Genomic DNA, 13,679 nt, shown 5'->3' with positions numbered 1-13,679 from the left:
CCGCCCGGCGGGCACCTGGCGGGCGCCTACCGGGCTGGGGGGTCAGACCGGCTGCGGCTCCAGGTCGCGGTTGATCCGGCGCCAGCCCCGGGTGGAGACGGTGTTGGGGTGCTCCTCCCCGAACAGCCGGAGCAGTTCGGTCAGCGCGTGCTCGCGGAGTTCGGCGGCCTGGGCGGGGTTGGACTTGCGCAGGGTGACCGCGAGGTTGGACTCGCAGGCGATGGCGTCCGGGTGGGCGGGGCCGTAGCGGTTGCACAGGCCCGCGTACGCGGCCCGCTCCAACTCCTCGGCCTTGGCCAACAGTCCGCCGTCCCCGTAGGCGTTGGCCAGGTTGATCATCGCGTTCAGGGTGAACGGGTGGTCCGGGCCGAGCACCGCCCTGAGGTTGTGCACGGTGTGCGTGCCGCGCCGGATCGCCGCGTCCACGTCGCCGCTGCCGCGCAGGTAGATGCCGAGGTTGTTCTCGCAGGCCAGGGTGAACGGGTGCTCGTCGCCGAACAGCCGCTGGTGCCCCTCGTAGACGGCGGTGGCCAGGTCCCGGGCCGCCTCCTTGTCGCCGGACGCGCTGTGGTCGGCTGCCAGGTTGAGCGCGCAGGCCAGCGTCTCCGCCGCCTCCGCCCCGACCCGGTCCAGGTAGCGTTCGTACGTCTGCATGGTGAGCTGCCTGGCCTCCCGCAGGTGGCCGTCCCGACGCAGGGACACCGCAAGGGACTTGGCGTTGCGCAGGTTCTCCGGAAGGTCGGCCTGGAGCACGTCGGCGAGCTCCTCGGTGACCTCCCTGAGCAGCTCGATCGACCCCTTGTAGTCGCCGATCTCGCGCAGGTCGCGGGCCAGGTTGGACTTGCTGGAGAGGGTGTACGGGTGCTTCGGGCCGAGCACCGCGAGCCGCCGGTCGTAGGTGTCCTGGTCCAGGTCGCGGGCGGCCTCGCTGTCGCCGACCAGGCGGTAGTCGATCGCCAGGTTGTTGGCGATCGACAGGGTGCGGGCGTTCTCCTCGCCGAACAGTTCGCGGAACTGGCCGTACGTCTCCAGGTCCAGCTCCAGGGCTTCCTGGAACCGGCCGAGCGCCCGCAGGTCGGCGCCGAGCGATCCGGCCGTCATCAGGGTGTACGGGTTGTGCTCGCCCAGCAGCGCCTTCTGCCCGGCCAGGGTGCGCTCGTCCAGCGCCCGGGCCTCGGAGTAACTTCCTTGCGAGCGCAGCACGTTGCCGCGCTGGAAGTTGAGGCTGAGGACCTGGCGGCGCAGGTGCCTGGCTTCGCCGTCGTCCCGCTCGCCGGCCAGCCGGGCGGTCCAGGTGGCGTCCAGCTGCTCGGCCAGCAGCCGGGCCCGGTCGAGGTCGGTGCGCTTCCACAGGTAGCGGACCCGGTCGATCAGCAGTTCGCGGGTCTCCCGCTCGTCGCAGTCCTGAGCCCTGGAGGGTGCCAGGTGCGGCCAGATCCGTTCGAACCGGGGCCAGTTGGCCGGGTTGTCGGTGTCGCCGAGGGTCGGCCTGGCGCCGACCAGGATGCGGTGCACCTCGTGCATCGCGGCCTCCCGGGCGTCGTCGTCCATCTCGGAGCGGACCACCGCCTGGACCAGCCGGTGCACCTGGAAGCTGTTGCTGCCCGCGTCCACCTTGGCCAGCGCGTACCGGCCGACCGCCTGGATCACCTTGCCCAGCATGAAAGTGTCGCTGAGGTCCTCGTCGTACCTGACCAGCGACCTGATCATCTGGTCGCTGTAGAACAGGTCCATCGAGATCGGCTCGGGCGCGAAGAACGCGCAGAGTTGCAGCAGCCGTACGGCGGCCGGGGACTGCTCGCGGAGCCGGGCGATCGAGACGTTCCAGGTCGCGCCCACCGGCGTCGGGTAGTCGGCCGGGCGGCCGACCGCGAGCGCCCGGGTGGCCTCCTGCTGGAGCTGCTGGACGTAGGTGTCCACCGGCGTCCTGGTGGTGTCCAGCCAGGCGGCCGCCACCTCGACCGCGAGCGGCAGGTCGCCGACGGCCTCGGCCACCCGGTCGGCGTCGGCGCGGGACAGGCCCCTGGTCCGGCGGCACAGGTGCTCGACGCTCTCGCCGCGGGTGAAGACGTCCACCCCGAGCACACCGGCCTGACCCGACCAGGCCTGGTTCCGCGAGGTGACCAGGATGTGGCCCGAGCCGCCGGGGAAGAACCGGCGGATCTCGGCCGGCTCGTCGGCGTTGTCGAAGATCAGCAGCCAGCGCGAGGTCGGGTTGCCCCGGCGGAGCGCCTCCCTGGCCGCCTCGGCGGACTCGTTGACGCTGTCGCCGACCCGCAGCCCGAGCCGGCCGGCGAGCTCGGCCAGCGCGGTCGGGATCAGCTCGGTCTGCTCGGCGTCGATCCACCAGACCAGGTCGTAGTGCGACATGTAGCGGTGCGCGTACTCCAGCGCCACCTGGGTCTTGCCGACGCCCCCGAGCCCGTACAGCGTCTGCGGGGTCGGCAGCACCACCATCGGGCCGCCGACCAGCTGTTCGCGCAGCTCCTCCAGCACCTTGGCCCGGCCGGTGAAGGAGGGGTTGCGCTGCGGCACCGACCAGTACGAGGGCTTGGTGCCGGGGAAGCGCGGGATCTGCACCTCGGCGTCGATCTCGGCCTCGGCCCGGCCGAGCGCGCGGAGCAGGATGGCGGCGGCCTGGGTTTCGTCCCGGCCGACCAGGTCGACCGGGTTGCGGCTGACGAACGGCGCGTTCAGCCGGACGTCGCTGACCCGGACCGGGACGATCTGCCGACGGCTGCCCGAGGGGTCGAAGCCGCCCATCGAGTCCCAGAGCGCCCGGGCCTGAGGGGCCCTCAGATAGGCGCCGGAGAGCACCGCGACGGTCCGGTAGGCGGCGTCGATGCCGCGCTCGGTCTCGGTGCGGGTGTCCGCCCCGGCGCCGATGTCCCGGGGCACCACCCGGAACCCGGCGCTCTCCAGCACGGCGGCGATCCAGTCGGCCCAGATCCGGTCCTCCGGTACGAAGGAGAGGTAGAGGTCGGCGGGCACGGTCGGCCGCCGCCGGGTGTACGCCTCCACCCAGTGCAGCCGGACGTCCTCGTCCAGCGGCGGCAGCGCGGTGACCCGGCCCTTGGTCAGCACCGAGGTGAGCCGCTCGCAGGCGGCCAGCATCGAGGTCGGGGTGCCGGTCTGGTCGCCGAAGGTGGCGAGGATCTCCTCGTAGGCGTAGAACGGCCGGTACGGGATCTCCACCGAGCCCCAGTACTGGGCGAGTTCCTCCTCGACCAGCCCCTCGGGCAGGCCGGAGAACCGCAGCCGGGCCAGCGCCCGGCCGGCGTCGGCCTTCTCCTTCTCGCCCTCGTCGATCCGCATCGGCACCGGCAGGATGCGGATGGCCCGCTCCCGGTACCGGTCGTTGATGTGCTGGGCGATCTTCGAGGCGCCCTCGATGCTCTGGTCGCTCAGGGTGAAGCAGACCACCAGGTCGTCCGGCATCTGCACGGTGCAGATCTCGGCGATGTCGGAGAGGCCGGTCCGGCTGTCGATCAGGATGTAGTCGTAGCGGCGGCTCATGTCCCGCTTGAGGGCGTCGAAGAACTGCCCGCCGTCGAACCGGTCGTAGAAGAGGTCCCAGTCGAGCCGCCCGACCACCTCGGAGTAGTCCCGGTTCAGCTGCCCGGCGGAGAGGAAGTCCAGGCTGCCGCCGGGCGGGAACCCGGGCCAGGAGAGCGAGAGCGCGTGCGGGTGGACCCGGGCGAAGTTGCGGTGCCAGCCCTCCGGGTGCTCGACCTCGCGGAGCGCCTCCTCCCGGTAGTCGGTGATCAGGTCCATCATCCCGGTGGTGCCGGCCAGGGCGCCCTGGTCGAGGAAGGGCCGGAAGAACTTGGCCAGGCCCGGGGCCTCCAGGTCCCAGTCCACGGTGAGCACCCGGAAGCCGTTGGCGGCCAGGATCCAGGCGGTGTTGGCCAGCGCCATGGTGCGGCCGGTGCCGCCCTTGTAGGAGTAGAAGGTCACCACGCGGCCCTGGCGGTCCTCGTTGGCCTGCGGCTCGGCGTCCTCCACCGGGTCGGCCATCCGGAGCCTCCTGGTCGGCTTGTCGGTCATAGCTCTCCTCCCCCGAAGGCGATCCCCGGGGGAGAATCGTCCTCCTCGTGATAGCGCGGCTGGTCGCTGTCCCGTTCGTCCCGGCTCCAGGGCCGTCCGGCGCGCAGCTCGTCACCGGTGCCCGGCGGACTCTCGAAGGCCCGGCGCAGGCTGGGCCTGGCACTGCCCGTCCCGCTGGGTTGGTTGCTCTGTCCGTTCGGCGGCCTGGAACTCTCCTCGTAGGCGTACTTGGCCCGCATCACCGCTCGTGGCAGCGCGGCCTCGAACTCCTCCAGGCTGCCCAGCTCGGTCGGGGTCCCGTGGAAGCTCGGCCTGCTGTCGCGGTGCTGGGCGCGCAGCGTGCGGGCGCTCAGCTCGGTCAGGTCCGCGCCGTCGGCCAGGCAGTCCGGGTCGGTGCTGTTCCACGGCTCCAGCACGCTCACCCAGGCCGGGTTGCGGCGGTCGAAGTCCACCACCGCCTCCCGCCGGGTCTCGTCCCGCAGCGCCCAGCGGTCCAGCAGCAGCAGTCCGGGGGCGGTCGGCGGCCCGTCGGCGAGGATCGCCTCGGCCTCGTCCTCGTACGCGTGCACGCTCGGCTCGAACCCCAACTGCCGGGCGACCCGCGCCGCGTGGTCGGCCAGCGGCCGGGAGGAGGTGGGCTGGTACGGGCGCCAGTCGGTCGGCTTGGGTCCGTAGTAGTCCGGGTTGCGCCCCTCCGGCAGCTCGGTCTGCGGGTAGGAGAGCACCGAGATCCGCAACTGCCGGGTGCGCGGCGTCGGGAAGGCGCTCGGCTGGGACTGGAAGTCCAGCGGCCGGCCCGGCGGGATCACCGTGCTGGCCGCCACGTCCACGATCCGCTCGGCCAGCCGGTGCACGGCCAGCTCGTACGCCTGGCGGAAGTAGCCGAGCCGCATCAGCGCGTACAGGCCCTCCGCCTCGTAGTCGGGGCCGAAGCCCCGGTGGTTGAACTGGAGTTGCCGGGCGACCTCGGGAAGCTGATGGTCACTCATCGGGATCCACAGCACCGGCACGATGCCGGTCGGCCGCTCGGTGCTCTGCCGCTCGGGGAAGACCGGCCGCTGGACGAACGAGTGCCACTCCTGGCCGCAGGCCACGCTGGTGAAGTAGCGCGGTGAGTAGAGCGGGACGAAGACCCGGCAGCTGGCCAGCTCCTGGGACAGCCGCTCGGCCCACAGCTGGCCCTGGTGCATGGACTGGTCCATGAAACCGACCGGGGCTCCGCCGCGCAGGTCGGTCAGGTGCAGCACCTCGTCGCAGAGGTCGTGGAAGAGGCGGTTCACCCACTGGTTGGGATCGCCGGCCCCGCCGGTGCGGGATCGCGGTACGTGCGCGTAACTGAGAAAGAAGTACGGACGCTCCGCGCTCTCGTCCCACCCGCCAGGGTCGTCGTCGCCGTACACACGCGCCTCCCCCGAGACCATCCGGTGTGTTGCTGGTGCACCGTCTCAGACGTAGCCGGGGTGTGCTCAGTTCCCAACGGCGTCTTTCCCCCACAGTGGGCCTTCAGTGTAGGAAGGTCAGGTTCGCGAATGGAATAGGGCGTTGTCCCGGAGGAACTTGTCGGCCACGTCGACCCCGTCCGCAATGTCCATCACGAAGCAGTCCGCCGCACCCAGCCGGCCCCGGCGGAGGCTCGCCATCCCGCTCAGCACGCCGGTCATCGGCTCGAAGTGTTCGTCCCGCAGGTGCACCGCGTCGAACGACTGCCAGCGACCGTTCGGCATCACGCAGCTGTAGGTCTGGATCGGCGGATCGGGCTGCCGGTACTCCGCGAGGTGCAGCGCCGTGCAGCACCAGACCGGTACGCCGATCAGCAGGGCCCGGGCCCGGGAGGCGTAGAGGCGGCCGATCGGGGAGTTCTCGCCCAGGTGGGAGTCGAGCGGGTGATCGACCGTCAGTTCCTCCGCACGGCTCCCGATCGCGGCGAACGAGGTCTGCGGGTGGTGGCTGCGGTGGGCGCCCGGGGTCTTCCGAAGCACTTCGGAGAAGTGGCCGAGAATGCGCGAGGTCGGGGTGGCGTATGGGTCGAAGGGGGGGCGTGAATCCCAGTACGCCTGCTTCTGTTGGTCCGTCATTCCGTCGGTGGGGGCGAGGGAGAGACGGGAGGTGTTGGAGTTCTCGGGGGTCGCGGTGTAGACGACGACGGTGCCCTGCGGGCCGAGGACGCGGCGCAGTGCCGTCAGCAGGGTGGCGGGGCCGCCCTCGATCGGGCCGACGGCGCGGAGCGAGGACTGCACCAGCAGGGTCTCGGCGGGCCGGATGCCGAGGGCGCGCAGGTCCTGCTCCAGGTCGTCGACACCGGTCACGGGCGCCGTCACCGTACGGGGGTCGGCGTCGCGGTGCCCGGGGCCCGCAGGCTGTCGATGGTGGAGCGCATGATCTCGGTGAAGCGGGTGCCCGGCGCGGTCAGGGAACCGGAGGCGAGGAGGGTCTCGACGGCGGTGGCCGTGTGGGTGCGCCAGGTGTCGTGCTGGGCGCGGGCGTGGCCGGCGGCGGGGCTGTCGAGGCCCGCGTAGGCGTGGACCCGGGTGGCCCAGAACTCGGTGACGGCGAGGTGGGCGTAGGTGCCCTGGAGGAGGCCCTCCAGGGGGCGGGGGTCGGGGCGCCAGGGGGCGTGGAAGAGGCGGTCGTCGGCGGGGTCGTAGAGGTCGTGGAAGTCCAGGACGGCGCCGAGTTTGACGTGGTTGAACTCGTGCGCGAGCAGCAGTGCGAGGATCGGCGCGGTGCCCGGCCGGGCGATGCCGACCGCGCCGAACGCCTGCCGGGCCGCCGCGCTGACGTCCCGTCCGGCGGGGCCAGGGCGGAGCGGGGTCACGGTGGAGAGGCCGGCCCGCAGGCCGGCCGCGTGGTCCGGCAGGTCGCGGCCGAGCAGTTCCCAGGCCTCCCGCAGGCCGCCGGTCCAGCAGAGTAGTTCCTCATCGGTGAGCCGGTCGGTGACCGGCCACTGGTGGCTGTCGCGCTGCGGGTCGGTGTCCTCCAGGGCGAGCGTCCAGCCGCCCGGGAGCGCGATCCGCCGGACCGGCTGCCAGGCACCGCCGCCCGGATCGTCCCAGCCGACCTTCACGTCCCGGACGGTGAAGCCGTCCGGGGTGCCGCGCAGCACCGCCTCGCCGGCTCCGCCGACCTCGACCCGGCCCAGCGTCGGCAGGTGCACCGCGCCGCCGCGGACCGGGACCGGCAGCTCGAACTCCCGCCCGGCCCGGAGCGCGGCGGCGGCGGCCAGCTCGGCGAAGCCGCCCAGGTCGGCGCCCGGGTCCCGGTCCAGGCAGCGCACGGCCCAGGCCCGGACGTACGGGTGGCCGAGGGCGGCGTCCAGGGCGTCCGGCGCGGTGGTGTCCAACTCGGTCAGCAGGGCCCAGGGCTCGGGCGCGGCGGCCGACAGGGCGGCCAGCATCCTCCTGGTCAGCCCGAGTTGGGCCGAGACCAGGGCCCGGACGGTGGAGTCGCTGCCGTGTCCGGTCGCCAGCTCGGCCAACTGGGCCTCGGTGAGCGTTCCTTCGGCCGGTCCCGGCTGGGCCGGGACGGTGGTCGCGGGGGCGACCCGGTCGCGGATGGTAGTGATCAGCTTCATCAGATCCCCGCAGAAGACGGAGGGGTTGTCGAATCCACGGCCGCTCCGGTACCGGTGCGCGTACAGACCGCCGCCGCAGGAGCGGACCACCGGGCAGGACCGGCAGTCCGCGCTCAGCCCGGCGAGGCCGGACTGACGTTCCATCATGCCCGGGTGTCCCGCCACCTGGTCCAGGCTGTGCGCGAAGACGTCGAAGCCGGTCGCGGGCGCGCCGTCGTACGCCGTCTTGAGGCTGTCCGCCTGCTCCAGCGTGCCGTCGGTCTCGATCACCACCAGGTCGGCCGGGTCGAGCCCGAGCGACTCGGTCAGGCTGGAGCGGCCGCGCAGGGTGCGGTGCACCGAGTCGAAGATCCGGACCGGTACCGGGCGGCCCTGCGCCGTCCAGCGCCGGTGGACGGTCAGCAGCCAGTCGGCGTACGGGGCGGGCCCCGCACCGGAGGGACGTTTCGGCGGATCGTCCCAGGTGGCGTGCGGGAGCAGGAAGTCGATCCGGGGCGGGGCGAGTTCGACCAGCGCGTCGTAGACGGCGACCGGGTCGTTCGCCACGTCGACGGTGCAGAGCAGCCCGGCGTACAGGTGGCGGTAGGCGGGGCGGCGGAGCAGCTCGACGGCGGCCAGCACCTTGGCGTGGCTGCTGCGGCCGTCCGCGTACCTGCGGTGTCGGTCGTTGGCCGCGCGGTCGCCGTCCAGGGAGACGCCGACCTTGATGTCCAGCTCGGCGAACAGGTCGCAGAACCGCTCGGACAGCTGGACGCCGTTGGTGTGGATGCGCAGGTCGAGCGCGCAGCCGGGGGGGAGGGCGGCGCGCAGCAGCTCGGCGGCCCGGCGCAGCACGGCGGGGCCCGCGAGCAGCGGCTCCCCGCCGTGCAGCACCACGTGGACGGCCGTCAGCCGGTGGGCCAGGGCATGCTCCGCGATGCGGTCGGCAGTGGCCGCCAGGACGCGCTCCGAGACGGTGCGCGGCTTGCCACGCCAACTGGTGTCGGCGTGCTCGTACACGTAGCAGTGATCGCAGGACAGGTCACAGCGGCTGTGCACCTTGAGGACGAACTGGGAGAACGGCGCGGGGGGACGGGACATGACGAGGTGTCGGCTGCGCGGCGACCGTCAGATGGAGGAGTTGAAGGCCGCCACGGCGACCTGGCCGCTCTCCTGGCCGGGCAGCGCCCGGTGCAGCTCCGCGGTGAGGTGATCGGTGCCCAGAGCGGCGAGGGCGGCGAGCGAGGCCCGTGGGGCGGGCTGCTCGACGGAGTCGCGGTCAGCAGGCCGGATGGCGAGTGCGGTGACCATTGCAGTCTCGTTTCTGCGGTTGAAGCGCGGGGAAACGGGGTAACCCAGAGTCGCTGGAACCGGCTCCGGGCCCGCCCGACTACCGCCGAGTGTCCCAAACGCGCCTGAGTGCCGCCCGCCAAATGGCCATAAATCCATCAGATCGTGCGAGCGGCCACTACTGCGATTGACGTAGGGTCAGCTGCGCCTGCCCGTGGCGCCCGTTACGGGCAGAGCCGCTCGACCCGCCAGCCCTCGCCCTCGGCGACGTAGCGCAGCCGGTCGTGCAGCCGGTTCTCCCGGCCCTGCCAGAACTCCACGGTCTCGGGGATCACCCGGTAGCCGCCCCAGAACGGCGGCACCGGCACGCCCTCGCCCTCCGGGTAGCGCCGCTCCAGCTCCGCGTACCGCTGCTCCAGCACCTCCCGGCTGCTCACCGGGCTGGACTGCTCGCTGGCCCAGGCGCCCAGCTGGGAGCCGTGCGGGCGGGTGCGGAAGTAGGCGGCGGTCTCGTCCCGGCCGACCTTCTCGACCCGACCGTTGACCACCACCTGGCGGGAGATCGAGATCCACGGGAAGAGCAGCGAGGCCCACGGGTTGACGGCCAGTTCGCTGCCCTTGCGGGAGCCGTAGTTGGTGAAGAAGACGAAGCCGCGCCGGTTGTAGCCCTTCAGCAGCACCGTCCGCGAGCTGGGCCGGCCCTGCGCGTCGGCGGTGCTCAGCACCATCGCGTTGGGCTCGGTCACCCCGGCGTCCACCGCCTGGTGGAACCACTCGGTGAACTGGGCGACCGGCTCGGCCGTGAGCTGCTTCTCGGCCAGGCCCTCGTGCTGGTAATGCTTGCGCATCACGCTCGGGTCCGGGACGGGCCGGGCCTCGGTGGGCGTGGTCGGAGGGGTCGGGTGACGATCCGCGGTAGGCACGGCAACATCATCCCGTACGACAAGCGTCGGATACCGCTACGTCCGGGCAAACCCGGGTGGGAGATAAGGTGTCTCGCCACCGCTCCACCCATCGCCAGGTAACGGAACGCCCCGGTTCGTCCGGTACGTCCCGCCACGGTCCGCCGACGCCGCCGGCCCGTGACCGGCCGGATCGGGGCGGCCTCAGGGAAACATCACCATGGTGGTGTCTGGCGCAATGCACTCGGTGCCTGTCAGGCTGACACCGAGTGCCAACACACCATCGGTCACCGGCAGCGTCCGCCCCACCAGCGGCGGCCCGCCGGAATCGGATCACTGAAGGAGCCGTCATGTCCGACTTCGTACCCGGGCTCGAGGGAGTCGTCGCGTTCGAGAGCGAGATCGCCGAACCCGACCGGGAGGGCGGCGCGCTCCGCTACCGCGGCGTGGACATCGACGACCTGGTCGGGCACGTCTCGTTCGGGCACGTCTGGGGCCTGCTCGTGGACGGCAAGTTCAACCCGGGCCTGCCCGCCGCCGAGCCGTTCCCGATCCCGGTGCACTCCGGTGACATCCGGGTGGACGTGCAGTCCGCGCTCGCCATGCTCGCGCCCGTCTGGGGCCTCAAGCCGCTGCTCGACATCTCCGCCGAGGAGGCCCGCGACAACCTCGCCAGGGCCGCCGTCATGGCGCTCTCGTACGTGGCGCAGTCCGCCCGTGGCCAGGGCCGCCCGATGGTCCCGCAGAGCGAGATCGACAAGGCCGAGACCGTGGTCGAGCGGTTCATGATCCGCTGGCGCGGCGAGCCGGACCCGAAGCACGTCAAGGCGATCGACGCGTACTGGACCTCCGCCGCCGAGCACGGCATGAACGCCTCCACCTTCACCGCCCGCGTCATCGCCTCCACCGGCGCCGACGTGGCGGCCGCGCTCTCCGGCGCGGTCGGCGCGATGTCGGGCCCGCTGCACGGCGGTGCCCCGTCCCGGGTGCTCGGCATGATCGAGGAGATCGAGCGGACCGGCGACGCCGCCGCGTACGTCCGCAAGGCCCTCGACAACGGCGAGCGCCTGATGGGCTTCGGCCACCGGGTCTACCGGGCCGAGGACCCGCGTGCCCGCGTGCTGCGCCGTACCGCCAAGGAGCTCGGCGCGCCGCGCTTCGAGATCGCCGAGGCGCTGGAGAAGGCCGCGCTGGAGGAGCTGCACAACCGCCGCCCCGACCGCGTGCTCGCCACCAACGTGGAGTTCTGGGCCGCGATCATGCTGGACTTCGCCGAGGTCCCGGCGCACATGTTCACCTCGATGTTCACCTGCGCCCGGACGGCCGGCTGGTCCGCCCACATCCTGGAGCAGAAGCGCACCGGCCGGCTGGTCCGCCCGGCCGCCCGCTACATCGGCCCCGGCCCGCGCAGCCCGCAGGACATCGAGGGCTTCGAGTCGATCGCGCACTGATCCCGCGTCACTCTTTCGAGCGGGTCCGGGACGTCCGTCCCGGACCCGCTCGACACCCGGTGGAGCCCTGCCGGGAGGCCCGCTCGAACCCGGCTCGAACCTACTCTGAGCGGGGAAGATCACATCTCAGCGGGCGGACGGGCGCTGCGAGTTCGGCCCCCCGCGCAGTAGGCTGCCGCCGTGGCTAAGATCCAGATCCCCGCTGACATCAAGCCCGCAGACGGCCGTTTCGGCTGCGGTCCGTCCAAGGTGCGCCCCGAGGCCCTGAGTGCCCTCGCCGCCACCGGTACCTCGCTGCTGGGCACCTCGCACCGGCAGGCCCCGGTGAAGAACGTGGTCAAGCGCGTCCGTGAGGGCGTCGCCGACCTGTTCTCGCTGCCGGAGGGCTACCAGGTGGTGCTCGGCAACGGCGGCTCCACCGCGTTCTGGGACATCGCCGCCTTCGGGCTGGTGCGCGAGAAGTCCCAGCACCTCAACTTCGGTGAGTTCTCCTCCAAGTTCGCGTCGTCGGTCAAGGCCGCGCCGTGGCTGGGCGAGCCCTCGGTGATCAAGTCGGAGCCGGGCACCCATCCGCTCCCGGTCGCCGAGGCGGGCGTGGACGTCTACGCCCTCACCCACAACGAGACCTCCACCGGTGTCGCTATGCCGATCCGCCGCCCGGCGGGCGGCGACGAGGGTTCGCTGGTGCTGGTCGACGCCACCTCGGGCGCCGGCGGCCTGCCGGTCGACATCACCGAGACGGACGTCTACTACTTCGCGCCGCAGAAGTCCTTCGCCTCCGAGGGCGGCCTCTGGCTCGCGACCTTCTCGCCCGCCGCGCTGGAGCGCGCCGCCGAGATCGCCGCCTCGGGCCGGTACATCCCGCCGTTCTTCGACCTGCCGACCGCGATCGACAACTCCTCGAAGGACCAGACCTACAACACGCCGTCGATCTCGACGCTCTTCCTGCTGGCCGAGCAGCTGGACTGGCTGAACGGTCAGGGCGGCCTGGACTGGGCCGTCGCGCGGACCGCCGACTCGGCCGCCCGGCTGTACGGCTGGGCCGAGAAGTCCTCCTACGCCCGGCCGTTCGTGGCCAAGGCCGAGGAGCGCTCGCAGGTAGTCGGCACGATCGACTTCGACGACTCGATCGACGCGGCGGAGATCGCCAAGGCGCTGCGGGCCAACGGGATCGTGGACACCGAGCCGTACCGCAAGCTCGGCCGCAACCAGCTGCGGGTGGCGATGTTCCCGGCGATCGAGCCGGCGGACGTCGAGGCGCTCACGGCGTGCATCGACTACGTGGTCGAGGCGCTCTAGGCACCTGCTCGACCCGGGCTGACCAGGGGCTCGGGGAACGGTGACGTGGCGAGGCCGGCGTCGCGGTTCCCCGAGCCCCTGTGTGCTCCGGCCGAGCGCAGTTCTCCGAGCCCCCGGGTGGCGCTAGCGTCGCAGGAGGGCGCTCACGATCACCACGGCCAGCAGCAGCGCGAGTGCGCCGCTCACGATTCGCATTCGGGTCTTGGGGTCCACGGTGAACGAGGTTACCCGGTGGCGCGGTCGGCCTCGGTGGTGGCCCGTTCCGGGCCGTAGAGGGTGGTCAGTTCCTCGGCCAGTTCGTCGTGCGGGACGGCGCGGAGCCGGCCGTCGCCCCGGTACTGCTGGGCGCGGAAGGCGGACGGCGCCAGGCCGACCCGGCGGGTGAAGATGCGGGTGAAGTAGGCGGGGTCCTCGTAGCCGACCCGGCGGGCCACCGAGGCGACCGGGAGTTCGCTGGCGGCCAGCAGGGCCTTGGCCTCGTTGAGGCGGACGGTCAGCAGGTACTCCTTCGGGCCGACCGCCCCGACCGAGCGGACCGCCCGGCGCAGTTCGGCGACCGTCAGGCCGGCCCGGCGGGCGTGCTGGGCGACCGAGAGCGGGAGGCAGGCGTCCCGGCGGAGGACTTCGAGGACGGGCTCGCCGTTGAGGTCGAGGTCGGCGCGGTGGCGGCGGAGTTCGACCAGCAGCTCGTGCACCCCGGCCGAGGCCTCCAGATCCACCAACGGGCCGCCGCGGCGGCAGGCAGCGGCGATCCGGGCCACCACCCGCTGGGCGGAGTCGGTCGTGGTGAGCGGGGTCACGTCCACGTCGGGCAGCAGACCGAGCTCGGTGTACCCGGCGACGCCCGGGCCGGTGAAGTCGACGAAGGACTCCGCCCAGCCGCCCCCGTCCGGCGCGTAGTGGTGCGGCTCGCCGGGGCGCAGCCAGAGCACGGCGGGCGCGGTCACGGGCTGGCGAGCGCCGTTCGCGCCGGTGAACCAGCCGCGTCCGGTGGTGACCACCACGGCGACCCAGTGGTCCAGTGTCCGCGGCCCCACGGTGGGCAGCCTGCCGCGCTGCATCCCGACGCCGAGGCAGGCCAGGCCGGTCGCGAGCTGTGCCGGACCGGGCGTCAGGTACTGCCACCAGCGCTCCACGACC

General features: G+C 72.5%; 9 protein-coding genes. 2 read left to right on the top strand and 7 right to left on the bottom strand.

Features of this window, described 5'->3' with window-relative positions; all coding sequences use genetic code 11:
* Window positions 1–42 precede the first annotated feature (42 nt).
* From fxsT to pdxH, 6 genes are all read right to left on the bottom strand, one after another.
* Window positions 43–4,047: an FxSxx-COOH system tetratricopeptide repeat protein gene (gene fxsT, locus ACKUU6_RS14280; RefSeq protein ID WP_407988903.1), complete on the bottom strand. Its 4,005-nt coding sequence runs from the start codon at window positions 4,045–4,047 to the stop codon at window positions 43–45.
* Entirely contained in the window at window positions 4,044–5,447 is a 1,404-nt protein-coding gene (locus ACKUU6_RS14275; RefSeq protein ID WP_407988902.1) for a TIR-like protein FxsC, read from the bottom strand. The genes fxsT and ACKUU6_RS14275 overlap by 4 nt, the downstream gene beginning before the upstream one ends.
* 117 nt (window positions 5,448–5,564) lie before the next feature.
* The gene (locus ACKUU6_RS14270; RefSeq protein WP_407988901.1) at window positions 5,565–6,353 is read right to left on the bottom strand and encodes an aminoglycoside N(3)-acetyltransferase; all 789 of its coding nucleotides are present in this window, start codon (window positions 6,351–6,353) and stop codon (window positions 5,565–5,567) included.
* A gap of 8 nt (window positions 6,354–6,361) precedes the next feature.
* Window positions 6,362–8,698 (bottom strand): FxsB family cyclophane-forming radical SAM/SPASM peptide maturase, encoded by a 2,337-nt coding sequence (locus ACKUU6_RS14265; protein ID WP_407988900.1) that lies wholly within the window; start codon window positions 8,696–8,698, stop codon window positions 6,362–6,364.
* A 27-nt stretch (window positions 8,699–8,725) separates the two neighbouring features.
* Window positions 8,726–8,908, bottom strand: coding sequence for an FxSxx-COOH cyclophane-containing RiPP peptide (gene fxsA / locus ACKUU6_RS14260; protein ID WP_057227683.1), 183 nt, complete (start codon window positions 8,906–8,908; stop codon window positions 8,726–8,728).
* Between the two features lie 203 nt (window positions 8,909–9,111).
* Window positions 9,112–9,810, bottom strand: a complete 699-nt coding sequence (pdxH, locus tag ACKUU6_RS14255; protein WP_407988899.1) for a pyridoxamine 5'-phosphate oxidase — start codon at window positions 9,808–9,810, stop codon at window positions 9,112–9,114.
* A 329-nt stretch (window positions 9,811–10,139) separates the two neighbouring features.
* Between pdxH and ACKUU6_RS14250 the strand changes: the two genes are divergently transcribed.
* Both ACKUU6_RS14250 and serC read left to right on the top strand, forming a co-directional pair.
* The gene (locus ACKUU6_RS14250) at window positions 10,140–11,240 is read left to right on the top strand and encodes a citrate synthase 2 (RefSeq protein WP_407988898.1); all 1,101 of its coding nucleotides are present in this window, start codon (window positions 10,140–10,142) and stop codon (window positions 11,238–11,240) included.
* A 180-nt stretch (window positions 11,241–11,420) separates the two neighbouring features.
* The gene (gene serC, locus ACKUU6_RS14245; protein ID WP_407988897.1) at window positions 11,421–12,539 is read left to right on the top strand and encodes a phosphoserine transaminase; all 1,119 of its coding nucleotides are present in this window, start codon (window positions 11,421–11,423) and stop codon (window positions 12,537–12,539) included.
* Between the two features lie 224 nt (window positions 12,540–12,763).
* Here serC and ACKUU6_RS14240 read toward each other — a convergent pair whose 3' ends face one another.
* A complete protein-coding gene (locus tag ACKUU6_RS14240; protein ID WP_407988896.1) occupies window positions 12,764–13,675 on the bottom strand; it encodes an AraC family transcriptional regulator in 912 nt (303 codons plus the stop codon).
* Window positions 13,676–13,679 lie beyond the last annotated feature (4 nt).

Origin of the sequence: Kitasatospora sp. CMC57, from assembly GCF_045866025.2 — a bacterium.
Taxonomy (GTDB): domain Bacteria; phylum Actinomycetota; class Actinomycetes; order Streptomycetales; family Streptomycetaceae; genus Kitasatospora.
The sequence above is the reverse complement of the archived record's forward strand: the minus strand, read 5'-3'. Positions and strand labels throughout refer to the sequence as shown.